Origin of the sequence: Pseudomonas sp. IC_126 (assembly GCF_004331835.1) — a bacterium.
Lineage (GTDB): Bacteria > Pseudomonadota > Gammaproteobacteria > Pseudomonadales > Pseudomonadaceae > Stutzerimonas.
In genome coordinates this window covers 322,884-348,522 of the sequence record NZ_SJSS01000001.1, presented here as the reverse complement: position 1 = coordinate 348,522, position 25,639 = coordinate 322,884, and the positions used below count along the sequence as shown (strand labels likewise).

Genomic DNA, 25,639 nt, shown 5'->3' with positions numbered 1-25,639 from the left:
TTTACCGTGACCGCCTTCGCCCTACCCTATTCGCTCCACGTTCTGGCCGCCATGATCTGGGTCGGCGGTATGTTTTTCGCCTGGATGATAGTGCGCCCTGCCGCTGTCTCCGAACTGCAGGCTCCCGAGCGGTTGAAGTTATGGGCAGAACTATTTCGCCGCTTCTTCAAATGGGTCTGGATTACGGTACTGGTATTGCCGATCAGCGGTATCGGCATGTGGCACATGCGCTTCGACGGGCTGGCGGCGGCGCCCCGCTATGTACACATCATGGCTGGCATTTTTCTGGTGATGCTGGCGCTGTTTCTGCGTATCCAGTTGTTGCAGCTGCCTGAGCTCAAGCGCGCGATCACCGCCCAGAACTGGCCGGAAGGCGGCGCGGCGCTCGGAAGAATCCGCCGGCTGGTAGGTATCAATCTGCTGCTGGGACTGCTGGTCATCGTGCTGGCCAGCGCTCGTCCACTGTTCTGAACCAGACGAATCGACTCGGCGGCATGAAAAAGCCGGGCGCAGTGCCCGGCTTTTTTCATTTCAGCCGCGCCTCAAGGGCGTGCTTCTACTTCCGCTTCTACACGGCGGTTGATGGCCCGCCCTTCGTCGGTCGAGTTGTCAGCGACCGGACGAGACTCCCCATAACCCACCGCGTCGACTCGACTACCATCCAGACCATGCTGATTGACTAGCACGTCGCGCACGGCGTTAGCACGGCGCTCGGACAGACGCTGGTTGTACGCATCGGTACCAACCGAGTCGGTATGCCCCTCGACAACGGTCGAGGTCTGACCGTACTGCTTCATGAAGTCAGCCAGATCCTTGATGTCGGCCATGCTGTCCTGCTTGACTTGCGCACGGTCGAAGTCGAACTTGACGTCTAGCTCGACACGCACGGGCTCGGCCATGGGCTCTGGTTCAGGCTCGGCAACCGGCGTTGGCTCGACGGTCTCGACCACGGCGACTGTTTCCTGTTCGGTACCGTTGGCCCAGCAGTACGCCGCAGCCACACCGCCACCGATCAAGGCACCGTACCCGGCGTAAGTGCTGCTTTCTATCGCACCCAACGCAGCACCGGTGACACCGCCGACCGCCGCACAGCTAGGCCAATCCTGCTTTTGCACCCCTGCACAGCCGGCCAGGAAGGTGGTCATTACAATCACGGGTACTGCTGTCCGTAAGCTACTCATCGGTAAAACCTCCTAGTTTGGAATCGGCCAGAGCGCCATGCGGGATGGCAAAGCGGCTCCAGTTATAACGAGACTAGGACGGCGCACGCCGTCGCGCTAGTCTTTACACCTTGGCAAAACATACGAACCGCAATCTGCAGCGTGCAGTACGTAACTTCGAGGATCCCGGCTTGATCGCATCTGGCTCACTACAATCGCCGCAACAGGCACTGGCTGCACTGCTTGAGCAGTACGCTCCAATGCGGCTCCTGCAGGTTGGCCGTAGCGCCATGCCAGCAGTCGATGCGTTCAGCCGCAGCCATCTGAACAGCCACATCGACCACGCCCCGGCCGCTCCGCTGCCCGACGAACTGGCGAGCCAACGTTATGATCTGGCAATCGTCGCCGATTGCCTCGAACATCTGCCCAAGCACGAAGGTCTGCAACTGCTCGGCGGCATCCGCAATCTCAACGCCAACCGAATCGCGGTTCTGATCGACCTCAATGCATGCGACTGGCAGGCCACCGACTTCTTCGCCCTCGCCCTGCAGATCAGCGCGCACTTCGAACGTGACCGCCAGACCCTGACCCTCTTCACCTACGACCTGCTTGCTTACAAGCAGGTTCCGGATTGGCTGAACGCGAAGTTTTGGGCCAATCCGCAGATGTTCGGTAAATATTGGTGGTGAATCGATGATCAGCGACACACAACATGACGCCAATTGCCCTTGCGGCAGCAGCGACCCGCTCAGCGAGTGCTGCGGGCGATACCACGGCGGCCAGCCGGCGCCAAGTGCGGAACGGCTGATGCGTTCACGCTATAGCGCCTACGTTTTAGGGCTCGTCGATTATCTCAAGGCCACGACGCTGCCCGTGCAGCAGCAGTCGCTAGACGTGCAATCGATGAGAGACTGGAGCGCCACAAGCACCTGGCTCGGGCTGGAAGTGGAAGACAGCCAACTCATTGGTGGGCAACCGGAACACGCGTTGGTGACGTTCACCGCTCGCTGGCACGATCCGGCGGGACAGCATGCGCAGCATGAACGTTCGGCTTTCGTTCAGCACGACGGGAAATGGTACTTCATCGATCCGACCGTCCCACTGAAAGCCGGTCGCAACGATCCCTGCCCTTGCCGCAGCGGCCAGAAATTCAAAAAGTGCTGCGCTGCCTATATATGAAAAAGGCCGGCAAACGCATCGCGCCAGCCGGCCTTCTTTCACGATTTCACTGAGCTTACTTCTCGACGAAAGCACGCTCGATCAGATAATGCCCCGGGTCGCCCATGCGCGGCGAAGCCTTGAGGCCGAAACTGTTCAGCACCTCGCTGGTTTCAGTCAGCATGCTCGGGCTTCCGCAGATCATGGCGCGATCATCTTCGGGATTTATTGGGGGCAGACCAATGTCAGTGAACAACTTGCCGCTGCGCATCAGGTCGGTCAGGCGTCCCTGATTTTCGAACGGCTCGCGCGTCACGGTCGGATAGTAGATCAGCTTTTCTTTCAGCGCTTCGCCGAAGAATTCGTTCTGCGGCAGGTGCTCGGTAATGAATTCCCGATAGGCGACTTCGTTCACGTAGCGCACGCCATGAATCAGCACGACCTTTTCGAAACGCTCATAGGTTTCCGGATCCTGAATCACGCTCATGAAAGGCGCCAAACCGGTACCCGTGCTCAGCAAATAAAGATGCTTGCCTGGCAGCAGGTCGTCCAGGACGAGCGTGCCGGTAGGCTTACGGCTGATCATCAGCGAGTCGCCTTCCTTGAGGTGCTGCAGGCGCGACGTCAGGGGGCCATCCGGAACCTTGATGCTGAAGAACTCTAGATGCTCTTCATAATTCGGGCTGGCGATGCTGTAGGCACGCATCAATGGCCGGCCCTCGACTTCGAGACCGATCATCACGAACTGGCCATTTTCAAAGCGCAGCCCCGGGTTACGGGTGGTTTTGAAACTGAACAGCGTGTCGTTCCAATGATGAACACTGAGGACTCGCTCGACGTTCAGGTTACTCATGTTACGGATTCCCCTTCTAGCTCGCGAAGAGCACGCTTTGATATTTACGAGAGTTTACCGGCATCGTTAATATCCGCTAAGTGAATATTAACGATATATGTTATCGGTTATATAGATATGCATTTTACGCTGCGTCAGCTTCAGGTATTTGTCTCCATCGCCCGCCAGGAAAGCGTTTCCCGCGCGGCGCAGAGCCTCGCGCTGTCCCAATCGGCTACCAGTACTTCGTTGGCCGAACTGGAGCGGCAATCGGGCTGCCAGTTGTTCGACCGTGCCGGCAAGCGCTTGTGGCTCAATTCACTAGGTCATCAACTGCTGCCGCAAGCGGTGAGCCTGCTGGATCAGGCCAAGGCCATCGAGGACCTGCTGGCCGGCAAGACCGGCTTCGGCTCACTCAACGTCGGCGCAACCCTTACGATTGGCAACTATCTCGCCACCTTGCTGATTGGCAGTTTCATGCAGCGTCACCCCGAGTGCCGAGTGAAGCTGCATGTGCAAAATACGGCGCATATTGTCCATCAGGTCGCACAACATGAACTTGACCTGGGTCTGATCGAAGGCGATTGCCAGCACCCCGATATCGAGGTGTTGCCTTGGGTAGAAGATGAGCTTGTTGTCTTCTGCGCACCGCAACATGTCCTGGCGGGACGCACCGAAGTAAGCATGGAAGAGCTTTCGCGTGAGGCGTGGATCCTCCGTGAACAGGGTTCTGGCACTCGGCGGACATTCGACCACGCGATGCGCCATCATCCCGCCAAACTGAATATCCGACTCGAACTGGAACATACCGAAGCGATCAAGCGCGCCGTCGAATCAGGTTTGGGGATCGGCTGCATATCACGGTTGGCACTGCGCGATGCGTTTCGGCGCGGCAGTCTGGTTGCGGTGGAAACACCCGAGCTGGATCTGACTCGGCAGTTTTATTTCATCTGGCATTCGCTGAAATACCAGACTGCCGCGATGCGCGAGTTCATCGAACAATGCCGGGCGCTGACTGCGGGAGTGCAGCGCAGTGACGAGATCGTCCTGCCATCGATCGCCTGATACGTAGATCGTCTCGGTATAGATCCGTTACGGCCTGCCTCTCTTCGGCGAACCGTGACGTAGCCAGCCTTGTATCAGCTGCCCGGAATCGAACCCATCTGTTGCAACAGCAACGCCGCCTGTGTCCGGGTACGAACGCCTAGCTTGCGGAAGATCGCAGTGACATGCGCTTTGATGGTCGCCTCGGACACGCTCAGCTCATAGGCGATTTGCTTGTTCAGCAGGCCGTCACACACCATGGTCAATACCCGGAACTGCTGAGGCGTGAGGCTGGCGAGACCCTCACTGGCCGCCTTGGCCTCGGGGCTAACATGGGCGACGTCCTGAATATTGCTGGGCCACCAGACGTCGCCGTCCAGCACCATTCGCACCGCTTCCTGAATGGTTTCCAGCGAGCTGGATTTAGGAATGAAGCCACTGGCACCGAATTCGCGAGAACGGGCGACTACCGCCGCGTCTTCCTGAGCGGAAATCATCACTACCGGCAGCTGAGGATACTGCCCTCTGAGCAGGACCAGTCCTGAAAAGCCATAAGCGCCCGGCATATTCAGATCCAGCAGGACCAAATCCCAATCTACGGCCCGGGTCAGCTGAGCTTCCAGCTCGGCGATGCTCGCCGCTTCGGACAAATGCACGCCGTCGCCCAGACCAAGCGTCAAGGCTTGCTGGAGCGCACTGCGGAATAGGGGATGATCGTCAGCGATAAGGATTTCGTAAGCAGCCATGGCAGACCTATGATTTTTTTATTGGCGCTTTCACCGGCCTGAGCCGGATGCCGACTTCAGGTCGAAGAACCCGAGGCGTTCCTGATGGACCGCGGTGATGATATCGCGCCACCACTCGAAATTCGATCACCGTTCCGCATTTAATCAAGGCCCCAGCCTAGTGGGCCGATGAATCTATGGCCAATCGCATCGCTTTGATGCACAGTTCGCAGGTTTCCCCAGACGAACTCAAACATGCGTAACCAAGCCCTTCGCGCTGATTTCCTGATGCTCATTACGGCCATGATCTGGGGCAGCGCTTTCGTCGCACAGCGGGTCGGAATGGATAACATCGGCCCCTTCCTTTTTACCGGCCTGCGCTTCGCCCTGGGCGCCATCGTTCTTTTGCCTCTGCTACTGCATCAGGGCCGTGGAGCGGCTCGGCACGAGCCTTTCTTTCAGCGCAGCCTGCTGTTGGGCGGCCTCTGCATGGGGCTTGCGCTAACACTGGGCATCAATCTGCAACAGGTCGGCCTGCTCTTCACCAGCGTGACCAATTCCGGCTTTATCACCGGCCTGTACGTCATCGTCGTACCTCTGCTGGGGCTGATCATCGGCCAGCGAACCGGGGCAGGCACTTGGTTAGGTGCGATTCTGGCAGTGTTCGGCATGGCCCTGCTCAGTATTGGCGAAAACTTCCAGGTCGCCTCAGGCGACTGGATACAGCTGGCCGGCGCTTTCGTCTGGGGCGTACACGTATTACTGGTGAGTTTTTTCGTCGGGCGCCACGACGCCATCCGCCTGGCCTTTCTGCAATTCGCCACCTGCGCGGTGGTCAGCCTGGTGCTGGCGGCGGTCTTCGAGGAAGCCAGTCTGAACAGCATCTGGCTGGCGGCCCCCGCGTTGATCTATGGCGGTCTATTTGCAGTGGGTGTGGGCTACACCTTGCAAGTAGTGGCGCAGAAGCACGCAATTGCCTCGCATGCGGCCATCATTCTGTCGCTCGAAGCGGTATTCGCCGCGATCGCCGGTGCGGTGTTTCTCGATGAAAGCCTCAGTATGCGCGGCTATCTCGGTTGCGCGCTGATGTTCGTCGGCATGCTCGCCGCGCAGCTTTGGCCGCGTAAGCCCCTGTCTATGGCTGTCGATAATGAAACTCCACAGACAGCCAGGCACTGATCGCAGCGACCCGATCAGCGCTCCCCGAACGCCGCCAGTGTTCGATGCGTGGCGTCATCCGGATCGGGCGTACGGTGATGCTTGGCACCCAGATAATGATCGGTGAATGCATCGAGCCAGACATCCAGTGCACAAGCGGCCTGAGCATCACCCGCCAGGCCCAGGCACAAAGCGGCAACTTCGGCAGTGCAAAGGTGTTCGCTACGCGTCGAGCGGCGCAAACGATAGCGTGACACCACTTCGGCCTGCAGACTCAACACGGGCAGGCCATTCAGATAAGGACTCTTGCGAAACATCTTGCGCGCTTCAGTCCAGGTCGCATCGAGCAGGATGAACAGCGGGCGCTTGCCTGAGGCCACTTCCACTTCTGAAACCACCCGCTCGGGCTCGGCATATTCGCCGGGAAATACCACGATCGGCTGGTAGCGGGGATCGGCGAGCAGCGTCAGCAGGGCTGGATCCACCCCGACCCGCTGCCAGGTGAAGGCGTAGGTATCGGCGACGATATCGGCGATCAGCCAGCCGGTATTGCTCGGTTTCAGAGGCTCGATGTCATGCATGATCAGACACATTGCACTGTTCGCCGCCACTTGCGGAAGCCAGTCGCATAGGCAATGGCTACTAGCGACACGACAATGCGGACAGCGCGACGTACGCGATCCACGCGCGACGAAAGGCTTGGCGCTACGGGCCAGGCGCGCTTCGCGCAAACGGGCTACAGCATGTGGCATGAGCGTTTCGATCTGTCTGGGCGGGGCGGCAGTTTAGCAGCCTGGCCGGAAACCATGGCAGCAGCTGAACCGTGCCGGCGGAGACCGGTCGAACGACGGCAGTCACCAGGAGATCACCATGCACCGTCTGACCACTCTATTCACGCTCTGCCTCGCCCTACCCTTCGCTCACGCCGCCACGGCACAGGATCCGGCACTCGGCCCGTTACTCGAGAAAGTTGCGAGCGAAAGCAGCGTCGGAACACCGCGGGCAATCAACTCCGACCTCCTCGACGAAGGGTACAGCGTCGACGGCAATGAGCTGGTCAACCATTTGAGCGTCCAGCCCCGCCATGCCGCGCAGATGCGTGACAATCCCGAGCAGGTCCGCACGCAGCTGGCTGCAAGTGTTTGCAGCAATGATGGCCTACGTCAGCTGATGGATCAGGGCGCGGTGTTGCGCTTCGAATTCAGCGAATTCGAAAACAAGAAGCCGATCACAACCGAAAGGTACCGTGCTAGCGATTGCTGAAAGCCCCTAAATTGCTGAAAGCTCCTTAAAAGGGCAACTGCATGCTGCCCTGCCGCCTGGCAAAAAAATCGTGCTCGCTTGCTTGTTACTGCTATGTCTTTATTCGATGAACAAGGCGGTTCGCAGCACCAAGCAAGCACGCGGCTGATATCGATCTCCGCGATGGGCTACCGTTAACATCAAAGGCACAAAGCATCGCCCAATCTTGGTCTGTTCCAAAGATTACTGGCAAGCTTAAGCACACCGCGCGAACCCCTCGCGCAAGGCGGCCTAGAGCAACGCCGCAGGAATGCAAGGGAGACGTAGTATGCCTTTCGAACCGAACGACGACTTATCACAACATTTCGCGACCAGCGGTGCCGGGCTGTCGAAAAGGGTTGATGACTTGGTAGCCTCGGTTGTACCGGCAGACAGCCCGAACCTCCCCCTTTACCGCGAAATGCTGATCACCGTTATGCGCATGGCGCAAGCGGATCGAAGCCGTTGGGATGCCAAGATAATGCTGCAGACCATGCGCGAAATGGAGCATGCCTTCAGCCGACTCGAACCGTTCAAACGGCGCCGCAAGGTCACGGTGTTCGGCTCGGCACGTACGCCCGTCGAGCATCCGCTGTATGCGCTGGCACGCGAACTGGGTGAAACCCTGGCGCGCTACGACCTGATGGTCATTACTGGAGCCGGCGGTGGCATCATGGCGGCTGCCCATGAGGGCGCCGGTACAGACAACAGCCTCGGGCTGAATATCACCCTACCCTTCGAGCAACGCGCCAACCCCACGGTGGACGGTACTGAGCATTTGCTGTCCTTCCACTTCTTTTTCGTGCGCAAGCTGTTCTTCATCAAGGAAGCCGATGCCTTGGTCCTGTGCCCCGGTGGTTTCGGCACGCTGGACGAAACATTGGAAATACTGACGCTGATACAGACGGGAAAAAGCCCATTGGTCCCTGTCGTTCTGCTGGACGAGCCCGGCGGCTCCTTCTGGAAGGACGCGCTGGACTTCATGCGCCGCCAACTTGAAGGCAATCGCTACATACTGCCTACCGATATGCGCCTGATGCGGCTGGTTGATAACGCCGAAGACGCCGCCGTAGAAATTGACAAGTTCTACAGCAACTTCCATTCGAGCCGCTGGTGGAAAGACCGCTTCGTCATGCGCTTGAACCACCAGCTGACCGGCGCTGCGCTGGACGCTCTGAACACCGAATTCGCAGATCTTTGCCTGAAGGGTTGCTTCGAACAGCAGCCATGTTGCGCGATGGAACTGGATGAGCCGGAGTTGCGACAGTTGCCGCGACTGAGCTTTGTATTCAATGGCCGCGATCACGGTCGCTTACGCGAGCTGACCGACTTCATCAATGAGCGGCAGAACTGGGCAGTTTCGCCTGAGTGAACGACTGAAACACGGATAGGCTGTCTATCCACCACCCAGACCCGGACATATGCTGCGAAAGGAATTAGCCGCGCCTCAACTATCGAGCGATCCGCGCTGCAAAAGCCGGCCTATCATATCCAGAGGGTAACCGCGGTAACTGAGGAATCGGCCCTGTCGAGCGCGTTGCCGCTGATCGCTCGGCAGCTCGCCGGCGAATTTGCGCATCCAGACCTCATGTAACTGCGCGCCCCAATCGAAGCCGCTGTCACGCAACGCCTGCTCGATATCGTCAAGGGCCAACCCTCGCTGGGCCAGCTCCTCACGGATACGCAAGGGGCCGTACCCCGCGTTTGCGCGCATGCGGACGAAGCTTTCCAGATAGCGTGTTTCGCTGAGCAGCCCCTCCGCGCTCAATCGATCCAGCGCCGGCTCGATGAGTTCGGGCAGCGCGCCGCGCGTGCGCAGCTTGCGGCTGAGCTCGATGCGCCCATGTTCGCGACGGGCCAGAAGATCCATGGCTGCCCGCCGCACGGCGGCGGGATTATCGAGCACAACCGGCATATAGATCAGATATCGGCTTCGGCCAGATCTTCAGCCACCGGGTTGGCCTTGGTGTTCGGTGCGACTACCAGCAATTTGTCGCGGATCTGTTGTTCGATCTCGCGGCCAATTTCCGGATTTTCTTCCAGGTATTTAGCGGCGTTGGCCTTACCCTGACCGATCTTATTGCCCTTGTAGGCATACCAGGCACCGGACTTTTCAACCAGGCCCTGCTGCACACCGAGATCAATGACCTCGCCATTGCGGTAGATGCCCTTGCCGTAGAGGATCTGGAACTCGGCCTGGCGGAACGGCGGCGCCACCTTGTTCTTGACGACCTTGACGCGCGTTTCGCTGCCAACCACCTCGTCGCCTTCCTTCACTGCACCGGTACGACGGATATCCAGGCGTACCGAGGCGTAAAACTTCAGCGCGTTACCGCCAGTGGTCGTTTCCGGGCTACCGAACATCACACCGATCTTCATGCGGATCTGGTTGATGAAGATGACCAGGCAGTTAGCATTCTTGATGTTGCCCGTGATCTTGCGCAGCGCCTGAGACATCAGACGCGCCTGCAGACCTACGTGGGTATCGCCCATTTCACCTTCGATTTCCGCCTTGGGTACCAGCGCCGCCACCGAGTCGACGATGATCACGTCGACGGCATTGGAGCGCACCAACATGTCGGTGATTTCCAGCGCCTGCTCGCCGGTGTCCGGCTGAGAGACCAACAAGTCATCGACGTTGACACCGAGCTTGCCGGCGTAATCGGGATCCAATGCATGCTCGGCATCGACGAAGGCGCAGGTAGCACCCGCCTTCTGCGCCTCGGCAATCACCGACAGCGTCATGGTGGTCTTGCCTGAGGACTCGGGACCATAGATCTCGACGATACGGCCTTTCGGCAGACCGCCAATGCCCAGTGCGATATCCAGGCCCAGCGAGCCGGTAGAGATAGAAGGAATAGCCTGGCGATCGTGATCGCCCATACGCATGACCGCACCTTTACCGAACTGCTTTTCGATCTGGCCCAAGGCGGCGGCCAAGGCGCGCTTCTTGTTCTCGTCCATTACAATCCTCACTTGATCAAGAGGGCCAGAGGCCACGACAACTGTATAAGTAGACAGTATTAGAGCATAGGCAAAATAAAGCGCCTAGCCCTAAACCGATTTTTCTCCCGCCGCGAGCCGGATCAATCCGACGAGCGCGGCGTCCACGCTCTGCTCACGTATGGCCTGCCGGTCGCCGTCGAACTGGAAGCGCTTGGCAACGATCTGGTCACCTGCCGCCCAAGCCAGCCACACGGTGCCAACCGGTTTCTCCGGCGAACCACCACCTGGGCCCGCAATACCGCTAACGGCGACGCCGTAATGCGCTCCGCTGGCATGCAGCGCACCACGCACCATCGCTTCTACAACCTCCCGACTGACTGCACCGACCTGGGCGAACAGATCGGCTGGCACGCCTAGCTGACGTGCCTTTTGCACGTTGGAGTAAGTAACGAAACCCGCCTCGAACCAGGCCGAACTGCCAGCGATGCGAGTAATGGCTTCGGCGATGCCGCCGCCGGTACAGGACTCGGCAGTGGTGACCTGTGCACTGGCAAGCTGCAGCGCGCGACCCAGTTCGTCGGCGAGTGCTTCAGTCGGGTTCATCGCGATGTCCTCAGAGCAACGAAAAGACCACAGCCTACCTCAGCCAAAGGCGCCGTACAGCCGGTCTCCTCGTCGGCCAACTGGAATCAGCACGCAGTCCAAAGCTGTTCCGGATAATAAAAACAGCCCCGCCGAAGCGGGGCTGATTATCTTCAAGCGGAAGCTTTTCAGACCGTCGGAATGTCTGGATCGTCCTCGAACAGCTCGACGTCCTCGTCGGTCAGCTCGCCGTTGTCCGGATCCGACATGGGTGCGTCGTCGATGCCAGCGCCTTCCGGGTCACCGGGCAGCTGCGCAGACGAATCGGGATCGTTAGGGTCGCGTTGGTCTTGCATCATCCACCTCCAACGAGGCCGCCTGTGGCCTCCTGTCATTCGAGCGGCACAGCGATGGATCGTGCAGACCGCCAGTCAGGATCAGCCCGACGTCTCCCGTCGGCATTCGCTTCCGACCGCGCGCTAGCCCAGCCTGCTGGCCGTGATAACCTTGCGTCCGCCAAAAGGACGAGCCGCGAACTTCGAACCATTCGGCGCGAATTCAACCCGAACTGCTTGGCCTCAATTCTGCCTCACCGCACACACTCGAACAGCTCTAAGCCATTGATGAAAAAAGATATTCAGGATCTTTCCAAACATACGCCCATGATGCAGCAATATTGGAAGCTCAAGCGCGAGCATCCTGATCAGCTGATGTTCTACCGCATGGGCGACTTCTATGAGCTGTTCTACGAGGATGCCAAGAAGGCTGCCAAACTATTGGATATCACCCTCACCGCGCGTGGCCAGTCGGGCGGTAATGCCATCCCCATGGCCGGGATTCCCTTTCATTCTGCCGAGGGCTATCTCAGCCGCCTGGTGAAGCTCGGCGAGTCGGTGGTGATCTGTGAGCAAATCGGCGATCCGGCCACCAGCAAGGGACCGGTAGAACGCCAGGTGGTGCGCATCATCACCCCTGGCACGGTGAGCGACGAGGCGCTGCTCGATGAACATCGCGACAATCTGCTGGCCGCTGTCGTCGGCGATGAGAGGTTGTTCGGACTCTCGGTGCTGGACATCACCAGTGGTCGCTTCACGGTGCAGGAATTCGGCGGCTGGGAAACCCTGCTGGCCGAAGTGGAGCGGTTGAACCCCGCCGAACTGATGATCCCCGATGACTGGCCCGCAGGCCTGCCGTTGGAAAGACGCCGTGGCGTGCGCCGTCGCGCGCCCTGGGATTTCGACCGCGACAGCGCCTTCAAGGGCCTCTGCCAGCAGTTCGCGACCCAGGACCTGAAAGGCTTCGGCTGCGAAAAGCTGACCCTGGCCATCGGTGCCGCCGGCTGCCTGCTGACCTATGCCAAGGAAACCCAGCGTACCGCCCTGCACCATCTGCGCAGCCTGCGCCATGAGCGTCTCGACGACAGCGTGGTGCTCGACGGTGCCACCCGGCGCAATCTGGAGCTGGATATCAACCTCGGCGGTGGTCGCGACAACACCCTGCAATCGGTGGTCGATCGCTGCCAGACCGCCATGGGCAGCCGTCTTTTGAGCCGCTGGCTGAATCGTCCCTTGCGCGACCACCAGGTATTGGAAGCGCGCCAGGACTCGATCACCTGCCTGCTGGAGCACTACCGCTTCGAGCAGATCCAGCCGCAGCTCAAGGACATCGGAGACCTGGAACGCATCCTTGCCCGCATCGGCCTGCGCAACGCTCGGCCGCGCGACCTGGCAAGGCTGCGCGACGCTCTGGCCGCCCTGCCACAACTACAAGCGGGCATGCAGGAGCTGGTCGCACCACACCTGATCGAACTGGCCGCGAGCATCCGCACCTACCCGAAACTGGCCGAGCTGCTGGCCAAGGCGGTCATCGACAACCCGCCGGCAGTGATCCGCGACGGCGGCGTGCTCAAGACCGGTTACGACGCTGAATTGGACGAGCTGCAATCGCTCTCCGAAAACGCCGGCCAGTACTTGATGGACCTGGAAACCCGTGAGAAGGCACGCACGGGCTTGGCCAACCTCAAGGTCGGCTACAACCGCGTGCACGGCTATTTCATTGAACTACCGAGCAAGCAGGCCGAATCCGCGCCCGCCGATTACATCCGCCGACAGACGCTCAAGGGCGCCGAGCGCTTCATCACGCCGGAACTCAAGGAATTCGAAGACAAGGCGCTATCGGCCAAGAGCCGTGCCCTGACCCGTGAAAAACAGCTCTACGAGGAATTGCTGGAACTGCTGATCGGCCATCTGGCGCCGCTGCAGGACTCCGCCGCCGCGCTGGCCGAACTAGATGTACTGAGCAACCTCGCCGAGCGCGCGCTGACGCTGGACCTGAATCGTCCGCGCTTCGTCGAGCAGCCCTGCCTGCGCATCGAACAGGGTCGCCATCCGGTAGTGGAACAGGTCCTGCAGACGCCCTTCGTCGCCAATGACCTGGGACTCGACGACGACACCCGCATGCTGGTGATCACCGGGCCGAACATGGGTGGTAAATCCACCTACATGCGCCAGACCGCCTTGATCGTGCTGTTGGCACAGATCGGCAGCTTCGTCCCGGCCAAGGCTTGCGAGCTGTCGCTGGTGGACCGCATCTTCACCCGTATCGGCTCTTCCGATGACCTGGCCGGCGGTCGCTCCACTTTCATGGTGGAGATGAGCGAAACCGCCAACATCCTGCATAACGCCAGCGACCGCAGCTTGGTGCTGATGGATGAAGTGGGCCGTGGCACCAGCACCTTCGACGGCCTGTCGCTGGCCTGGGCCGCCGCCGAACACCTGGCCAAGCTGCGTGCGTTCACGCTGTTCGCCACCCACTATTTCGAGCTGACCGTGCTGCCGGAAAGCGAGCCGGTGGTGGCCAACGTGCACCTGTCGGCCACCGAGCACAACGAGCGCATCGTCTTCCTGCACCATGTATTGCCCGGCCCGGCCAGCCAGAGCTACGGCCTGGCGGTGGCACAACTGGCCGGCGTGCCGGGCGAAGTGATCCAGCGCGCCCGCGACCATCTGTCGCGCCTGGAAACCACCAGCCTGTCCCACGAAATGCCGAAAATAGAGCCCGGCCAACCCGCGCCGCCGCTGCAGAACGACCTGTTCGCCAGCCTGCCGCACCCGGTCATCGAGGCGCTGGGCAAGGTCCAGCCCGATGACCTGACCCCGCGTCAGGCGCTGGAGCTGCTATACAAGCTGAAAACGCAAATCTGACGGGCCGCAAAAAGCTGCTAGAATCGCGCGCATTTTTGGACATGAGCGGCATTTGCCTGGTGCCGCTGAGCCTGCCGAACCGGGGGCATCACTGCAACGCCACCCGAAACGCCTGAGGAGATAATAGAAATGACCTTCGTCGTCACCGACAACTGCATCAAGTGCAAGTACACCGATTGCGTAGAAGTCTGTCCGGTGGACTGTTTCTACGAAGGCCCGAACTTCCTGGTCATTCACCCGGACGAGTGCATCGATTGCGCGCTCTGCGAGCCGGAGTGCCCAGCGCAGGCGATTTTCTCCGAAGACGAGGTGCCGGAAGACCAGCAGGAATACATTGAGCTGAACGCCGATCTGGCCGAAGTCTGGCCGAACATCACCGAGAAGAAGGACTCGCTGCCTGACGCCGAAGAATGGGACGGTGTGAAAGACAAGCTGCAGTATCTGGAGCGCTGAGTCGCTACCGATAACAAGGACAAAGGGATGCTTCTGCATCCCTTTTTCGTTCAATCCTTGGCAGTCAACTCAACCGGAAAGCAGCGGGCTTCAGCAGGTCGGCTAGATAACGTTCGGCTCTATTTCCAGCTGCACACCGAAACGCTCGCCAATATCCCTCTGAATGCGCCGAGCAAGCTCCAGAATCTGCCGCCCGGTGGCCTCACCGTAGTTGACGAGAACTAGCGCCTGCAGTTTATGCACGCCAGCATCACCTTCCCGATAACCTTTCCAGCCGGCCCGTTCGATCAGCCAACCAGCCGCAAGCTTGACCTGCCCATCCCCCTGCGCAAACGCGACGAGGTCCGGAAAGCGCTCGCGCAAGGTGTCAGCTGCCGCCTGAAACACCAAGGGGTTCTTGAAGAAGCTGCCGGCGTTGCCCAAGACTCTCGGATCGGGCAGTTTCTCGCTGCGAATCGAACAGATTGCACGGCTTACATCCGTCGGCGTCGGGGACTCGATAGCATGCTGTTGCAACCAATGCCGAAGCGGTCCGTATTCGAGCTTGAGATTCGGTGTGCGCTGCAACGCGAAGCGCACCCGCAGAATGATGTAGCGCTCGAGCTGGCGCTTGAACACGCTGTCGCGATAACCGAATTCGCACGCCTGCAGACTAAACTCAACGAGCTCCCCGGTTTCCCGATCCAATGCCGTCAGCCCCGCGAAGACATCCTTGATCTCGACGCCGTACGCTCCGACATTCTGAATGGGCACGGCGCCGACGGTGCCTGGAATCAGACTGAGATTTTCCAGCCCGCACAGGCCGCACGCCAGACTGTGCAGCACGAAGGGATGCCAGGGTTCTCCGGCCTCCGCCTCGATCACCACCCGCTCTCCGTCATCCTCGATAATCCGAATGCCTCTGCTGGCCATACGCAGCACCAGTGCATCCACATCCCCGGTCAGCACCAAGTTGCTGCCGCCGCCGAGCACCCACGGTCGAACGCCGAGACGCCGAGCCTCTGCGAGGGCTTCGATGACCTCTTGATCGTCATGCGCCTCGGCAAAGCGCGTCGCGCGCGCCTCGACGGCGAAGGTATTGAATGGTTTAAGCGAGCGATTCTGTTCGATGAGAAGACTCACAGACGCCCCCGGATTTCGTCGAGCAGCGCCGCGGATGCTTTCTCCACCAACTCAAGCACCCGCTCGAAGCCCTCGTCGCCACCAAAATACGGATCGGGCACTACGTCCTCGCCCAGCTTGTAGCGGCGCAGAAACAGATCAAGCTCACCGTGTGAATCCGACGGTCGCAGCGCCTGCAATCGCTCCAGGTTGTCATGATCCATGGCCAATATCAGATCGAAGCGCCGGAAGTCGTCCTCTACCACCTGCCGCGCTCTCAGCGCACTGAGGTCGTAGCCTCGCTTGGCGGCGGCCAGGCAAGATCGCTGATCCGGCCCCTTGCCAACATGCCAGTCACCGGTTCCGGCCGAATCGATGCTGATTCGATCATCCAGCTGAGCATCCTGAACACACTTGCGAAACACGGCCTCAGCTGTGGGGGAACGGCAGATATTTCCCATGCAAACGAACAGAACCTTCACCTTCAGGCTCCGAGCAACTTACGGACGCGCTCGAGATCCTCGGCGGTGTCGACCCCTGCCGGAGGCGCCTCGACCGCATCGGCTACGTGAATACGCTGGCCGTGCCAGAGGGCACGCAGCTGCTCAAGACACTCAGTATTCTCCAGCCAGCAGGGGCCCCAAGCTACGAAGTCAGCCAGGAACCCGGCCCGGTAAGCATAGATACCGATATGTCGGCGATATGGAACGCCGGACGGCAAAGCATTCCGGTCCTGTGCAAATTCGTCCCGCGCCCAAGGCAGTGGTGCACGGCTGAACGTCAGCGCCAAGCCATTGATATCGCTGAGCACTTTGACCACGTTCGGATTGAACAGCGCCTGAGAATCACTGATCGGCTCGGCAAGGGTAGCGATTGCCGCTTCGGGATGCGCGGCCAGGTTGAATGCGACCTGATCGATCACCGAAGGGGGAATCAACGGCTCGTCGCCTTGCACATTGACCACTATCGCATCTGCCGCGAGGCCCAGCTTTTCCGCTACTTCGGCAAGGCGATCCGTCCCCGAGTTGTGCTCGACCCGGGTCAGCACGGCGTCCGCACCAAAGTTTTCGCAGGCTTTCAAAATGCGCGGATCATCGGTCGCCACCACCACCCGTTGCGCACCACTCTTGCAAGCCTGTTCCCAGACGTGACGGATCATCGGTTTGCCTGCGATGTCTTGTAGCGGTTTGCCAGGCAAGCGGCTGGACGCGTAACGCGCCGGGATCACAACGGTATAGGCGCTACTCATTTGTCCAGACGCTCATCCACTTCGAGGGTGCGGGCTTCACTCTCCAGCATCACCGGTATCCCGTCTCGCACAGGAAAGGCCATGCCGTCAGCCTTGCAGATCAGTTCGGACTTGTCGTCGGCCAGCTTCAGCGGTCCCTTGCAGAGGGGGCAGGCGAGAATATCGAGCAGTTTGGTATCCATGCGCAGTCCTTGGATCGACCGCACCAGGCAAGTCGAGCGGCTTAGGGGTGTTCGGGCAGCAATCGGTCCAGCTGGGCATCGAACCAGGTTACGAACGCCGCCGAAGGCTCGGCCTGTACCTGCAGATAGCACCAACCCGGCAACGCGAATGCCCGGCATTTGACCGCATCCTTTTCCGTCATCACCAAGGGAAGCTCGGGGCAGAAACTCAGCTGCTCCAGGCTATAACGAGCGTGATCGGCGAAGGGGTGCGGAATCGGTCGCCAGTGTAGCGCCTCGAGCGTGGTGAAGAAACGCTGCGGATTGCCGATTCCGGCGACCGCATGCAGCTGCTGGCCCGGTGGGAAATGATCGAGCGGCCAGCTCTGTCCACTGACCAACTCGACCAAACGTGATGGCTGCAAGGCGAAGGCGAAACCGGCGGAACTGTCGGCCAGCGCTCCATTGAAAAGCACCGCATCGACCGACTCCAGCCGCTCCACAGGCTCACGCAATGGGCCAGCGGGCAGGCAGCGACGGTTGCCGAGCCCGCGGGCGGTATCGATAAGCACCAACTCAAGATCACGTGCAAGCCGGTAGTGCTGTAAACCATCGTCGGAAAGAATCAGGTCGAGTGATTCGAGCTTGAGCAGCTCGCGAATCGCACGGGCGCGATCCGGATCGATCATCACCGGCACGCCTGTCCGTTGCGCGATCAGTAGCGGCTCGTCGCCCGCCTCGGCCGCCGTCTGCTCGGGCATTACCCGCCACGGATGGGCCGGTGGCGTGGCGCCGTAACCCCGACTGACCACGCCGACCTTGAGGCCGCGCTGGCGACAATGCTCGATGAGCCAGAGAATTAGGGGCGTCTTGCCAGTTCCACCAACGGTGATATTGCCCACCACCACCACAGGTACCGGAGCCCGATAACGGTCGGTCGAGCCACTGAGAAATTTCTGTCGTTTGGCGACGACCACCCGCCGATAGAGCGCCTCCAAGGGGGCGAGCAAGGCCAGCGCCGGGTGCCCTTCATACCAGGCTCGCTGTAGACGTTCGGTAAAGGACATCAGGGTTCCGGCTGGGCCTCGACGGTAGTGATGCGCAGCTGTGCAAAGCCCAATTTGCCCGCCGCATCCATGGCCGTGATGACCGCCTGGTGTGGAGTCTTACCGTCGGCGCTGATCACCATCGGCAGATTGGTGTCGCCCTCCGACTCCTTGCTGAGTGCTGCCATGAGCGTGCTCAGGTCATGCTTGATCAAGGTCTTGCCATTGAGTGTGAATTTGCCTTCGACATCGATGACCACTTCCAGCCGCTTTGTCTCGGCTTGCTGTGGTGGCGTACCGGTGGCCGCTTCAGGCAGATCAACCTGGAGTTGAGTTTCACGGGTGAAGGTTGTCGTCACCACGAAGAACAGCAGCAGGATAAACACTACATCGATCAGCGGTGCCAGGCCGATATCGACGTTTTCCCGCGCCTTGCGTCGAAATTTCACGCCTTGCCCTCACCCAGATCGACGTCACGGTCACCCTGTACGACCTCGACCAGCTTGATCGCTTCCTGCTCCATACCGACCACCAGTTCTTCGACGCGGCGTAGCAGGAAACGATGGAAAAACAATGCCGGGATGCCGACCATCAGACCTGCTGCAGTGGTGATCAACGCCTTGGAAATGCCCGCTGCGAGCAACGGTGCGTTGGCCATGCCGGAGCCCATGAAGGCACTGAAAATCTCGATCATCCCAAGCACTGTACCCAGCAACCCGAGCAGTGGCGCGATCCCGGCGATGGTGCCCAGTGCATTGAGGTAACGCTCAAGGTCATGGACGACACGCGCCGCAGCCTCCTCGATGCACTCTTTCATGATCTCCCGGCCATGTTTTGAGTTGGCCAGGCCTGCTGCCAGAATCTCGCCTAGCGGCGAATCGGCGCGCAACTCCTTGAGCTTCTGATTACTGAGCTTCTTGTCCTTGATCCATTTCCACACCTGGCCGAGCAGATGCGGCGGGGTCACGCGAGCAGGCCGTAGCGTCCACAGCCTTTCGGCGACGATACCAGCGGCAGCGATGGAACAGAAAATGATTGGCAGCATTATCCAGCCGCCCGCTTTAACCAGCTCCCACACGAGATGAATCCCCCTCGAAAAAGTGGCGCCACTCTAGCATAGGGTCGATAGGCAGCCGACGGCCTCGGTTCTCATTTTTCCCGCCAGAATCGCCGTTCGGCGCGCAATCCCTGCGCGGATTCGAAACGTCCAAGAAGGATTCGTATGGCACCCTGCTCGGCGGTGTCGTAAAGCTGCGTATTGGATGCTTGCAGACGCTGCACGACGTCCGGGTGTGGATGGCCGAAAGCATTGTGAAGACTGCGCGAGACCAGCGCCCCCTCAGCACTCGCCGCCTCGATGAACGCTGCGGAAGACGAGCTGCGACTACCGTGGTGCGGCACCAGCAGCCATCGCACCTCGAGTGGCATATCGCTCGCTATCAGCGCCTGTTCCGCTGCCGCATCGATGTCCCCGGTGAGTAACAGCCGCTCGCCAGCCGCTTCAACCAACAGTACGCAAGAAGACTGGTTGCTATTTTTGCTTTCTGGCCATTGCCAAAGCGTGAAACTGACCTGATCCCACTCCCAACGATCTCCTGAACGGCACCACTCGGCGCCCAACGTAGCAGGTAGTCGCTCCGGTTCGCCGCTAAGTACCCGTGCTGCCGGTAACAATCGCTGAATTGCCTCGGCGCCTCCCGAATGATCACTATCAGCATGGCTGAGGATCAGCAGATCGAGATCGGCCAGCCCCAACGCCCTTAGCGAAGGAAACACAACACGCTCGCCGATATCGAAGTCCCCGTAACGCGGCCCCGCGTCATATAGCAAGGCATGCTCACGCGTACGCACAAGTACCGCCAGCCCCTGACCGACATCGAATACCCACACTTCCGCTTCGCCCACCGCGGGTTCGTTCGTCGGTGGGAATAGCAACGGCGCGAAGAACACCCACCCCAGCGCCCGGAACGGCACTCCGGAAGGCGACAAGATCAACAGCATGCCCAGCGCAACTAGCAACCAACTCCACAGCGGCAAGGACGTTGACAGCCATGCCGGTTGCCACCCAGCGAGCCATTGCAGCGCATCGAACAGAAACGCCAGCAGTCCGCCAGCCAGCCATAGCAGCAGCTCGCCGACATCCGGTAGCCACAACAGCGAGGTGCCTAATAATGACAAGGGTACGATCAGCGCACTGACCAGCGGCACGGCAAACAGATTGGCGATCGGACCGCTCAGGCTTACCGGCAAGCCCAACGCAAGCAATACTGGTAACAAGCCGAACGCCATACCCCATTGAGCGCGACCCAACGCCCGCCACCAGACCCAGCTGCCGAGCCGACCACGAAAAATCAGGACGAGTAATGTCACCGCCAGGAACGACAGCCAGAACCCCGGTTGCAGGCTTACCAACGGATCCAGTAGCAGGACACCATCGAGCGCGATCAACAGAGGCAGCCAGACACCGAGATGTCGAAAGCGCAAGCGCCACAGAAGCACCAGCGCGACCATCATGCAAGCGCGTTGCACCGGCACTTCGAAGCCCGCCAACCAGCCGTATCCAAGCGCACCTACCAAAGCGAAGCCACACGCCCAAGGTAGCCAGGCGACCCGTGGTGGCCAGATACCCCAGCGCGCCATCAGCGCGACCAGGCCATAAAGCAGACCGGCCAGCATCCCTACATGCTGTCCCGAGATCACCATCAAATGCACGGTTCCGGTGTCTTGAAGTATCCGCCAGTCGGACGTAGACAAACCACTGTCGTCACCAACCACCAGCGCTGCGATTGCGCCCGAGCGCCCCTGCGCATCGACTGCCAACAAGCGTTGGCGCAGCCGATCGCGCCACGACTGGTTTCCTTGCGCGAGCGACACGCGCTCGCCGGCCTTGATCGTGCCGCTGGCACCGATCCGCTGCGCCAAAAGCCAGGCCTCGTAATCGAACGAGTTCGGATTGACCAGACCACGCGGTCGTTTCAGTTTGGCTGCGAGCCGCCAGCGCTCGCCAGCCTGCAATGTCGGCCCACCGTACCAGGCTAACCGCACCCGCGAAGGCAGCCCGGCATGGCGCGACGAAATATCCACCAGTTCGAACCGCACCACGCCATCACTGATGTCCGGCAGTCCGGTAACGCGTCCTTCCATCCAGAAGGTGCGCCCGTCGAGGTCTACCGGCAAGCGATCATCCAGCGCCCAATGAGCACTCAGGCAGGCCCAGCCAAACCCAAAGCAGAAAAAAGCGCCCGGCCAAACGCGCAACGGCAGCAATGCCAGGCCTGTTATGAATATGAGGGGCAGCGCCCACATTGGTGGTAACTGCGGTAGAAAGCGCAGCAGTAGGAGGCCTGCCGCCAGCGCCAGCATCGCTGCACGCATTACATCTCCCGGATTCCCTTCCAAAACAATAAACGCGACCCGAATAATCGGGTGGTCTACTACGAAGCTCGACATCCTGTCGGCCGGTGCAGTGTATACCTAATGTCACAAACTCTAGCAGTGCCGGGTCTCGTTTCAGGCATAATCGCCGTGCTTACGCCTGCCAGAGAAACGCCATGCCGCGTCGCTTTTTCAAACGCTACATGCCGCACCCGGATCGCATAAAAGAGGACAAGTCCCTGCGCTTTCTTGGCGCGCTGATTCACGATCCCAACCTGCTGCACCTCAACCGGCATTCCGTTTCCAGGGCGATGGCTATCGGCCTGTTCTGGGCCATGATCCCCATGCCCATGCAGATGCTCGTCGCCGCAGTTTGCGCAGTGCCCGCCAGAGCCAACCTGCCAATTGCCATAGGCCTGGTATGGCTGACCAATCCTCTGACCATGCCGCCGATTTTCTATTGCAACTACAAGATTGGTGCCTGGCTTATGGATACTCCGGCCTCGCCAATGCCGGTGGAATTGAGCCTCGCCTGGGTGCGCCAGATGCTCAATAGCCATTGGCAACCGCTTTATCTAGGCTCCTTCGTCGTCGCTATAGTGCTATCGGTATTGGGCTACGTTGCCACCCAGGCATATTGGCGCTGGTGGGTTGGCCGCAGCTGGCGCAAACGCCAGCAGAATCGCCGCTGACCTTTACCCATTTCCTACGGCTGGCAGGCCGTTGAATACACGAGCATGGCGAGCCAAGGCGCACCGACATTGAATTGATTACAGCCACAGACGGGCTCGACGGTTGAGCGCAACGCTCAACGGATCAATGTCTTTTACCGCCGTAGTGATTGATCGGCCCGCAACAGGGCCGGTTCGATACGGCATTGCCAACGTGCAGCACTACTCGTAGCGCAGTGCTTCGGCGGGCTGTGTCTGTGCAGCGCGCCAGGCGGGATAGAGCGTTGCAAGAAAACTCAGCACAAGTGCCGCAAGCGTCACCAAGACGACGTCTTCGAACCGCAATTCGGACGGCAACGTGCTGATGAAATACACATCGGAGCTAAAGATATGCTGTCCCGATACCTTTTCCAGCCAGGCCACTAGAGCGCTGACGTTCAACGCGCCAAGGATTCCTAGAACAGTACCTATTAGTGTACCGGTCAGGCCGATGATGCTGCCCTGCACCATGAAGATCGCCATGATCTGACGGGGCGTTGCGCCCAGGGTACGCAGAATCGCGATGTCGGCACGCTTATCGGCGACTACCATGATCAAGGTCGCGATGATATTGAACGCGGCAACCGCCACGATCAGCAGAAGCAGCAGGCCGATCATGGTTTTTTCCATCTTCATCGCACTGAACAGACTGCCCTGGGTCAGCGACCAATCCTCGCCGCGATAGTCCCCATCGAGCCTGGCAATGATCTCAGCCGTCGTTTCAGGCGCACGGTACAGATCCGCCAGCCTGACCCTCACGCCTTCGACTTGATCAGGCTGCCAACGGAGCATCCGCGCCGCATCGGCCCGATGAATCATGGCCAGACTGCCGTCCAGCTCGGCACCGACCTTGAACACTCCTACCACATTCAGGCGCTGCATGCGCGGCGTGACACCTCCGGGCGTATCGCTGAGCTCCGGCACGATCAGCGTGAGCTTGTCGCCCAGTTTCAGGCCGAATCGACGCGCGGTCATCAAACCGAGAATGACCCCGGACTCGCCCGGCTTGAGGTCGTCGAGCCTGCCAGCCATCATTTTCGAGCCGAGGATCGATACCTCCCCTTCCGTCTGCGGATCGATACCCTTGATCTCGATAGGCTGCATGGCCCCTTTGAAGGAAAGCATGCCTTCGAGCTGTGTAATCGGCGCGGCGCCGAGCACTTCAGGATGCGCCATTACCTGGTCAGCCAACGCTTGCCAATCATCCACTGGCTGTCCGTCGCCTGCGATAACGGCATGCGGGACCATTCCGAGAATGCGATTGCTCATCTCGCGCTGAAAACCGTTCATGACCGAAAGCACCATGATCATCGCCAGCACACCCAGCGAGAGGCCGATCATGGACGTCAGGGAGATGAACGAGATGAAGTGGTTACGACGCTTGGCCCGCGTGTAACGACTGCCAATGAAGATGCTGAGCGGCCTGAACATCAATCAGCCACCAGCCGACCGTCTTCCAGACGCAGTATGTGATCCATCTGCCCCGCCAGTTGCGGGTCGTGGGTCACGACAAGAAAGGCTGTGCGCAACGAGCTGCTCAGCTCCAGCATCAGGTCCTGAATACCCTGCGCAGTATGGTGATCCAGGTTGCCAGTGGGCTCGTCGAGTAGCACCAATGCCGGGCGATTGGCCAAGGCACGAGCGATCGCCACACGCTGGCGTTCGCCTCCCGACAGCTCCGAAGGCTTGTGAGCCAACCGGTGGCCAAGCCCGACCCGTTGCAACAGTTCGGTGGCCCGCGTGCGCGCTTCGGGTATCGGCACCCTGCCGATCAGCAGCGGCATGCATACATTCTCCAGCGCAGTGAACTCCGGTAACAGATGGTGGAACTGATAAACGAAGCCCAGCGCGCGGTTACGCAGCAACCCGCGATCCTTTTCGCTCAATGCCGAGAGTTCTTCGCCGGCCAGCCAGACGCTGCCTTCGCTAGGCGTGTCGAGGCCTCCGAGCAGGTTCAGTAATGTACTCTTGCCCGACCCGGAACTGCCGACGATAGCGACCCGTTCTCCCGGAAAAAGCTCCAGCTGCAATCCGGACAGCACGCTGACCGACTCCGGGCCTTCCTCGTAGCGCTTGCCCAGGTTGCGGCAACTCAGTACCGCGCGGTCGTTCGAAGACCTTTCGTTCATAACCAGCTCACTCATAACGTAACGCCTCGGCCGGTTGGGTACGGGCCGCTCGCCAAGCCGGGTACAGGGTGGCGAAAAAGCTCAGGACGAGCGCCGCGATACAGACCTGCACCACGTCGGCAGCCATCAGCCGAGACGGCAGGTAATCGATGAAATACACCTCGGCACTGAGAAACTTGTGCCCGATCAAGCGCTCCAGCGCTGCGATCCAACTGCTGACATTGAGCGCGGCGAAGATGCCGAGCAAGGCACCTACCAAGGTACCGACAACGCCGATTACCGTGCCTTGAACCATGAAGATCGCCATGATCTGACGGGGCGTCGCGCCGAGCGTACGCAGGATGGCGATGTCGCCACGCTTGTCCGTCACGACCATGACCAGCGTGGAAATGATATTGAAGGCGGCTACCGCGACGATGAGCAACAACAAGAGGCCGATCATGGCCTTTTCCATGCGTATCGCCTGATAGAGATTGCCGTGCGTGCGGGTCCAATCGCGGGAATAGAAGTCGTCGCCCAATTGGCCGGCCAGCTCCCAGGCGATACGCGGAGCCTGGAACAGATCGGCGAAACGCAGGCGCAGCCCTTGAACCTGATCCGGCTTCCATCGATGCAGCCGTGCGAGATCGGAAATATTGGCCATCGCCACGTAGCCATCGATCTCACCCGCCCCGACATGAAAGATGCCGCGCACGGTAAAACGCTTCATGCGCGGGAAAACGCCAGCCGGAGTGACCGACACTTCCGGCGCGACGAAGGTGACCTTGTCGCCGACGCCGACGCCGAGCTTGGCCGCAGCCCTGTCGCCGATGACGATGCCGAACTCGCCTGGCTGCAAACTATCCAGCGACCCTTGACGGAAGAACTGACCGATGATGGATACATCCGGCTCGAGTGCCGGGTCCACCGCATTGATGAGAATCTTGGTGACCTGGCCACGATTGGTCAGCAGACCCTGCATCTGGATGAACGGCGCTACCGCCTCGACTTGCGGATGCTGCTCGAGTCGCTGACCCAGCGTTTGCCAGTCGTCGATCGGCGTCGCGCTTTCGACCGTGGCGTGCGGAACCATGCCCAGCACACGGGTGCGCATCTCATGGTCGAAACCATTCATCACCGACAGCACGACGATCATGACCAGCACACCCAGCGCGAGCCCGATCATGGAGGTGAAGGATATGAAGGAGACGAAGAGGCTGCGACGTCTGGCGCGTGTGTAACGCGCCCCGATATATACGGACAGCGGTCTGAACATAAATCGATGGGTTCGCTTTCGCTGGCGGAAATAACAAGCTGAATGACGTTGCCAGGCGGCCTGATACACTC

Annotated in this window: 28 protein-coding genes and 1 pseudogene; 10 read left to right on the top strand and 19 right to left on the bottom strand. The window is 60.0% G+C overall.

Annotated elements, in window-relative coordinates:
• Nucleotides 1-6 precede the first annotated feature (6 nt).
• A complete protein-coding gene (locus E0D86_RS01580) occupies nucleotides 7-471 on the top strand; it encodes a CopD family protein (protein ID WP_131648226.1) in 465 nt (154 codons plus the stop codon).
• A gap of 71 nt (nucleotides 472-542) precedes the next feature.
• On the opposite strand, the pseudogene E0D86_RS21530 reads toward E0D86_RS01580, so the two are convergent.
• Nucleotides 543-899: pseudogene (locus E0D86_RS21530) on the bottom strand (OmpA family protein); the annotation flags it as partial.
• Between the two features lie 452 nt (nucleotides 900-1,351).
• Between E0D86_RS21530 and E0D86_RS01570 the strand changes: the two are divergent.
• Together E0D86_RS01570 and E0D86_RS01565 are read left to right on the top strand one after the other, a co-directional pair.
• Nucleotides 1,352-1,849, top strand: coding sequence for a DUF6231 family protein (locus E0D86_RS01570; protein WP_131648224.1), 498 nt, complete (start codon nucleotides 1,352-1,354; stop codon nucleotides 1,847-1,849).
• A 4-nt stretch (nucleotides 1,850-1,853) separates the two neighbouring features.
• Complete coding sequence (locus E0D86_RS01565) at nucleotides 1,854-2,339, top strand: YchJ family protein (RefSeq protein WP_131648223.1); 486 nt, start codon at nucleotides 1,854-1,856, stop codon at nucleotides 2,337-2,339.
• Between the two features lie 55 nt (nucleotides 2,340-2,394).
• Here E0D86_RS01565 and fpr read toward each other — a convergent pair whose 3' ends face one another.
• Entirely contained in the window at nucleotides 2,395-3,171 is a 777-nt protein-coding gene (gene fpr, locus E0D86_RS01560) for a ferredoxin-NADP reductase (RefSeq protein ID WP_131648222.1), read from the bottom strand.
• A gap of 117 nt (nucleotides 3,172-3,288) precedes the next feature.
• Here fpr and E0D86_RS01555 point away from each other — a divergent pair, with 117 nt between their 5' ends.
• Nucleotides 3,289-4,215, top strand: a complete 927-nt coding sequence (locus E0D86_RS01555) for a LysR family transcriptional regulator (protein WP_131648221.1) — start codon at nucleotides 3,289-3,291, stop codon at nucleotides 4,213-4,215.
• Nucleotides 4,216-4,289: 74 nt separating this feature from the next.
• Here E0D86_RS01555 and erdR read toward each other — a convergent pair whose 3' ends face one another.
• Nucleotides 4,290-4,940 (bottom strand): response regulator transcription factor ErdR, encoded by a 651-nt coding sequence (gene erdR, locus E0D86_RS01550; RefSeq protein ID WP_131648220.1) that lies wholly within the window; start codon nucleotides 4,938-4,940, stop codon nucleotides 4,290-4,292.
• 234 nt (nucleotides 4,941-5,174) lie between these two features.
• Between erdR and E0D86_RS01545 the strand changes: the two genes are divergently transcribed.
• Nucleotides 5,175-6,098 carry a DMT family transporter gene (locus tag E0D86_RS01545; protein WP_131648219.1) on the top strand — a complete coding sequence of 308 codons (924 nt, stop codon included), beginning with the start codon at nucleotides 5,175-5,177 and terminating at the stop codon, nucleotides 6,096-6,098.
• A gap of 14 nt (nucleotides 6,099-6,112) precedes the next feature.
• Here E0D86_RS01545 and E0D86_RS01540 read toward each other — a convergent pair whose 3' ends face one another.
• Nucleotides 6,113-6,829, bottom strand: a complete 717-nt coding sequence (locus E0D86_RS01540; protein WP_131648218.1) for a tRNA-uridine aminocarboxypropyltransferase — start codon at nucleotides 6,827-6,829, stop codon at nucleotides 6,113-6,115.
• A gap of 118 nt (nucleotides 6,830-6,947) precedes the next feature.
• Here E0D86_RS01540 and E0D86_RS01535 point away from each other — a divergent pair, with 118 nt between their 5' ends.
• A complete protein-coding gene (locus E0D86_RS01535) occupies nucleotides 6,948-7,340 on the top strand; it encodes a PA3611 family quorum-sensing-regulated virulence factor (RefSeq protein WP_131648217.1) in 393 nt (130 codons plus the stop codon).
• A 307-nt stretch (nucleotides 7,341-7,647) separates the two neighbouring features.
• A complete protein-coding gene (locus E0D86_RS01530; RefSeq protein WP_131648216.1) occupies nucleotides 7,648-8,730 on the top strand; it encodes an LOG family protein in 1,083 nt (360 codons plus the stop codon).
• Between the two features lie 75 nt (nucleotides 8,731-8,805).
• Here E0D86_RS01530 and recX read toward each other — a convergent pair whose 3' ends face one another.
• The 4 genes from recX to E0D86_RS21320 all read right to left on the bottom strand — a co-directional run bounded on the left by recX (nucleotide 8,806) and on the right by E0D86_RS21320 (nucleotide 11,242).
• Nucleotides 8,806-9,273, bottom strand: a complete 468-nt coding sequence (recX, locus tag E0D86_RS01525) for a recombination regulator RecX (RefSeq protein WP_131648215.1) — start codon at nucleotides 9,271-9,273, stop codon at nucleotides 8,806-8,808.
• 5 nt (nucleotides 9,274-9,278) lie between these two features.
• The gene (recA, locus tag E0D86_RS01520; RefSeq protein WP_131648214.1) at nucleotides 9,279-10,322 is read right to left on the bottom strand and encodes a recombinase RecA; all 1,044 of its coding nucleotides are present in this window, start codon (nucleotides 10,320-10,322) and stop codon (nucleotides 9,279-9,281) included.
• Nucleotides 10,323-10,412: 90 nt separating this feature from the next.
• Nucleotides 10,413-10,907 carry a CinA family protein gene (locus E0D86_RS01515; RefSeq protein WP_131648213.1) on the bottom strand — a complete coding sequence of 165 codons (495 nt, stop codon included), beginning with the start codon at nucleotides 10,905-10,907 and terminating at the stop codon, nucleotides 10,413-10,415.
• A gap of 167 nt (nucleotides 10,908-11,074) precedes the next feature.
• Entirely contained in the window at nucleotides 11,075-11,242 is a 168-nt protein-coding gene (locus E0D86_RS21320) for a hypothetical protein (protein WP_165914191.1), read from the bottom strand.
• A 279-nt stretch (nucleotides 11,243-11,521) separates the two neighbouring features.
• Here E0D86_RS21320 and mutS point away from each other — a divergent pair, with 279 nt between their 5' ends.
• A complete protein-coding gene (gene mutS / locus E0D86_RS01510) occupies nucleotides 11,522-14,089 on the top strand; it encodes a DNA mismatch repair protein MutS (RefSeq protein WP_165914205.1) in 2,568 nt (855 codons plus the stop codon).
• 129 nt (nucleotides 14,090-14,218) lie between these two features.
• Nucleotides 14,219-14,542 carry a ferredoxin FdxA gene (fdxA, locus tag E0D86_RS01505; RefSeq protein WP_014851990.1) on the top strand — a complete coding sequence of 108 codons (324 nt, stop codon included), beginning with the start codon at nucleotides 14,219-14,221 and terminating at the stop codon, nucleotides 14,540-14,542.
• Nucleotides 14,543-14,644: 102 nt separating this feature from the next.
• On the opposite strand, the gene murB is transcribed toward fdxA, so the two are convergent.
• The 8 genes from murB to E0D86_RS01465 all read right to left on the bottom strand — a co-directional run bounded on the left by murB (nucleotide 14,645) and on the right by E0D86_RS01465 (nucleotide 21,474).
• A complete protein-coding gene (gene murB, locus E0D86_RS01500; protein ID WP_131648211.1) occupies nucleotides 14,645-15,664 on the bottom strand; it encodes a UDP-N-acetylmuramate dehydrogenase in 1,020 nt (339 codons plus the stop codon).
• Nucleotides 15,661-16,125 carry a low molecular weight protein-tyrosine-phosphatase gene (locus E0D86_RS01495; RefSeq protein ID WP_131648210.1) on the bottom strand — a complete coding sequence of 155 codons (465 nt, stop codon included), beginning with the start codon at nucleotides 16,123-16,125 and terminating at the stop codon, nucleotides 15,661-15,663. The genes murB and E0D86_RS01495 overlap by 4 nt, the downstream gene beginning before the upstream one ends.
• Before the next feature lie 2 nt (nucleotides 16,126-16,127).
• Nucleotides 16,128-16,892, bottom strand: coding sequence for a 3-deoxy-manno-octulosonate cytidylyltransferase (gene kdsB, locus E0D86_RS01490; RefSeq protein ID WP_131648209.1), 765 nt, complete (start codon nucleotides 16,890-16,892; stop codon nucleotides 16,128-16,130).
• On the bottom strand, nucleotides 16,889-17,074 hold the full coding sequence (locus E0D86_RS01485; protein ID WP_131648208.1) for a Trm112 family protein: 186 nt from the start codon (nucleotides 17,072-17,074) through the stop codon (nucleotides 16,889-16,891). The genes kdsB and E0D86_RS01485 overlap by 4 nt, the downstream gene beginning before the upstream one ends.
• Nucleotides 17,075-17,115: 41 nt before the next feature.
• Nucleotides 17,116-18,120 (bottom strand): tetraacyldisaccharide 4'-kinase, encoded by a 1,005-nt coding sequence (gene lpxK / locus E0D86_RS01480; protein WP_131648207.1) that lies wholly within the window; start codon nucleotides 18,118-18,120, stop codon nucleotides 17,116-17,118.
• The gene (locus E0D86_RS01475; RefSeq protein WP_131648206.1) at nucleotides 18,120-18,548 is read right to left on the bottom strand and encodes a biopolymer transporter ExbD; all 429 of its coding nucleotides are present in this window, start codon (nucleotides 18,546-18,548) and stop codon (nucleotides 18,120-18,122) included. Before E0D86_RS01475 ends, lpxK begins: the two co-directional genes overlap by 1 nt.
• Nucleotides 18,545-19,177, bottom strand: coding sequence for a MotA/TolQ/ExbB proton channel family protein (locus tag E0D86_RS01470; RefSeq protein ID WP_131648205.1), 633 nt, complete (start codon nucleotides 19,175-19,177; stop codon nucleotides 18,545-18,547). The genes E0D86_RS01475 and E0D86_RS01470 overlap by 4 nt, the downstream gene beginning before the upstream one ends.
• Nucleotides 19,178-19,248: 71 nt before the next feature.
• A complete protein-coding gene (locus E0D86_RS01465; RefSeq protein WP_177493020.1) occupies nucleotides 19,249-21,474 on the bottom strand; it encodes a DNA internalization-related competence protein ComEC/Rec2 in 2,226 nt (741 codons plus the stop codon).
• Nucleotides 21,475-21,650: 176 nt separating this feature from the next.
• Between E0D86_RS01465 and E0D86_RS01460 the strand changes: the two genes are divergently transcribed.
• Nucleotides 21,651-22,166 (top strand): DUF2062 domain-containing protein, encoded by a 516-nt coding sequence (locus E0D86_RS01460; protein ID WP_131648204.1) that lies wholly within the window; start codon nucleotides 21,651-21,653, stop codon nucleotides 22,164-22,166.
• 201 nt (nucleotides 22,167-22,367) lie between these two features.
• Here the strand turns inward: E0D86_RS01460 and E0D86_RS01455 are convergent, their stop codons facing one another.
• The 3 genes from E0D86_RS01455 to E0D86_RS01445 are packed head-to-tail and all read right to left on the bottom strand — an operon-like array spanning nucleotide 22,368 to nucleotide 25,568.
• Nucleotides 22,368-23,615: a lipoprotein-releasing ABC transporter permease subunit gene (locus E0D86_RS01455; protein ID WP_131648203.1), complete on the bottom strand. Its 1,248-nt coding sequence runs from the start codon at nucleotides 23,613-23,615 to the stop codon at nucleotides 22,368-22,370.
• The gene (lolD, locus tag E0D86_RS01450; RefSeq protein WP_131648948.1) at nucleotides 23,615-24,313 is read right to left on the bottom strand and encodes a lipoprotein-releasing ABC transporter ATP-binding protein LolD; all 699 of its coding nucleotides are present in this window, start codon (nucleotides 24,311-24,313) and stop codon (nucleotides 23,615-23,617) included. The genes E0D86_RS01455 and lolD overlap by 1 nt, the downstream gene beginning before the upstream one ends.
• 7 nt (nucleotides 24,314-24,320) lie before the next feature.
• Nucleotides 24,321-25,568 carry a lipoprotein-releasing ABC transporter permease subunit gene (locus E0D86_RS01445; protein ID WP_131648202.1) on the bottom strand — a complete coding sequence of 416 codons (1,248 nt, stop codon included), beginning with the start codon at nucleotides 25,566-25,568 and terminating at the stop codon, nucleotides 24,321-24,323.
• Between the last annotated feature and the right edge of the window lie 71 nt (nucleotides 25,569-25,639).

What these genes read in the sequence shown, in the direction of transcription:
- E0D86_RS01565 (WP_131648223.1), top strand. Translation starts at nt 1,854, where the DNA reads ATGATCAGCGACACACAACATGACGCCAATTGCCCTTGCGGCAGCAGC.
- fpr (WP_131648222.1), bottom strand. Translation starts at nt 3,171, where the DNA reads ATGAGTAACCTGAACGTCGAGCGAGTCCTCAGTGTTCATCATTGGAAC.
- E0D86_RS01555 (WP_131648221.1), top strand. Translation starts at nt 3,289, where the DNA reads ATGCATTTTACGCTGCGTCAGCTTCAGGTATTTGTCTCCATCGCCCGC.
- erdR (WP_131648220.1), bottom strand. Translation starts at nt 4,940, where the DNA reads ATGGCTGCTTACGAAATCCTTATCGCTGACGATCATCCCCTATTCCGC.
- E0D86_RS01545 (WP_131648219.1), top strand. Translation starts at nt 5,175, where the DNA reads ATGCGTAACCAAGCCCTTCGCGCTGATTTCCTGATGCTCATTACGGCC.
- E0D86_RS01540 (WP_131648218.1), bottom strand. Translation starts at nt 6,829, where the DNA reads ATGCCACATGCTGTAGCCCGTTTGCGCGAAGCGCGCCTGGCCCGTAGC.
- E0D86_RS01535 (WP_131648217.1), top strand. Translation starts at nt 6,948, where the DNA reads ATGCACCGTCTGACCACTCTATTCACGCTCTGCCTCGCCCTACCCTTC.
- E0D86_RS01530 (WP_131648216.1), top strand. Translation starts at nt 7,648, where the DNA reads ATGCCTTTCGAACCGAACGACGACTTATCACAACATTTCGCGACCAGC.
- recX (WP_131648215.1), bottom strand. Translation starts at nt 9,273, where the DNA reads ATGCCGGTTGTGCTCGATAATCCCGCCGCCGTGCGGCGGGCAGCCATG.
- recA (WP_131648214.1), bottom strand. Translation starts at nt 10,322, where the DNA reads ATGGACGAGAACAAGAAGCGCGCCTTGGCCGCCGCCTTGGGCCAGATC.
- E0D86_RS01515 (WP_131648213.1), bottom strand. Translation starts at nt 10,907, where the DNA reads ATGAACCCGACTGAAGCACTCGCCGACGAACTGGGTCGCGCGCTGCAG.
- E0D86_RS21320 (WP_165914191.1), bottom strand. Translation starts at nt 11,242, where the DNA reads ATGCAAGACCAACGCGACCCTAACGATCCCGATTCGTCTGCGCAGCTG.
- fdxA (WP_014851990.1), top strand. Translation starts at nt 14,219, where the DNA reads ATGACCTTCGTCGTCACCGACAACTGCATCAAGTGCAAGTACACCGAT.
- kdsB (WP_131648209.1), bottom strand. Translation starts at nt 16,892, where the DNA reads ATGAGTAGCGCCTATACCGTTGTGATCCCGGCGCGTTACGCGTCCAGC.
- E0D86_RS01485 (WP_131648208.1), bottom strand. Translation starts at nt 17,074, where the DNA reads ATGGATACCAAACTGCTCGATATTCTCGCCTGCCCCCTCTGCAAGGGA.
- lpxK (WP_131648207.1), bottom strand. Translation starts at nt 18,120, where the DNA reads ATGTCCTTTACCGAACGTCTACAGCGAGCCTGGTATGAAGGGCACCCG.
- E0D86_RS01465 (WP_177493020.1), bottom strand. Translation starts at nt 21,474, where the DNA reads ATGCGTGCAGCGATGCTGGCGCTGGCGGCAGGCCTCCTACTGCTGCGC.
- E0D86_RS01460 (WP_131648204.1), top strand. Translation starts at nt 21,651, where the DNA reads ATGCCGCGTCGCTTTTTCAAACGCTACATGCCGCACCCGGATCGCATA.
- E0D86_RS01455 (WP_131648203.1), bottom strand. Translation starts at nt 23,615, where the DNA reads ATGTTCAGGCCGCTCAGCATCTTCATTGGCAGTCGTTACACGCGGGCC.
- lolD (WP_131648948.1), bottom strand. Translation starts at nt 24,313, where the DNA reads ATGAACGAAAGGTCTTCGAACGACCGCGCGGTACTGAGTTGCCGCAAC.
- E0D86_RS01445 (WP_131648202.1), bottom strand. Translation starts at nt 25,568, where the DNA reads ATGTTCAGACCGCTGTCCGTATATATCGGGGCGCGTTACACACGCGCC.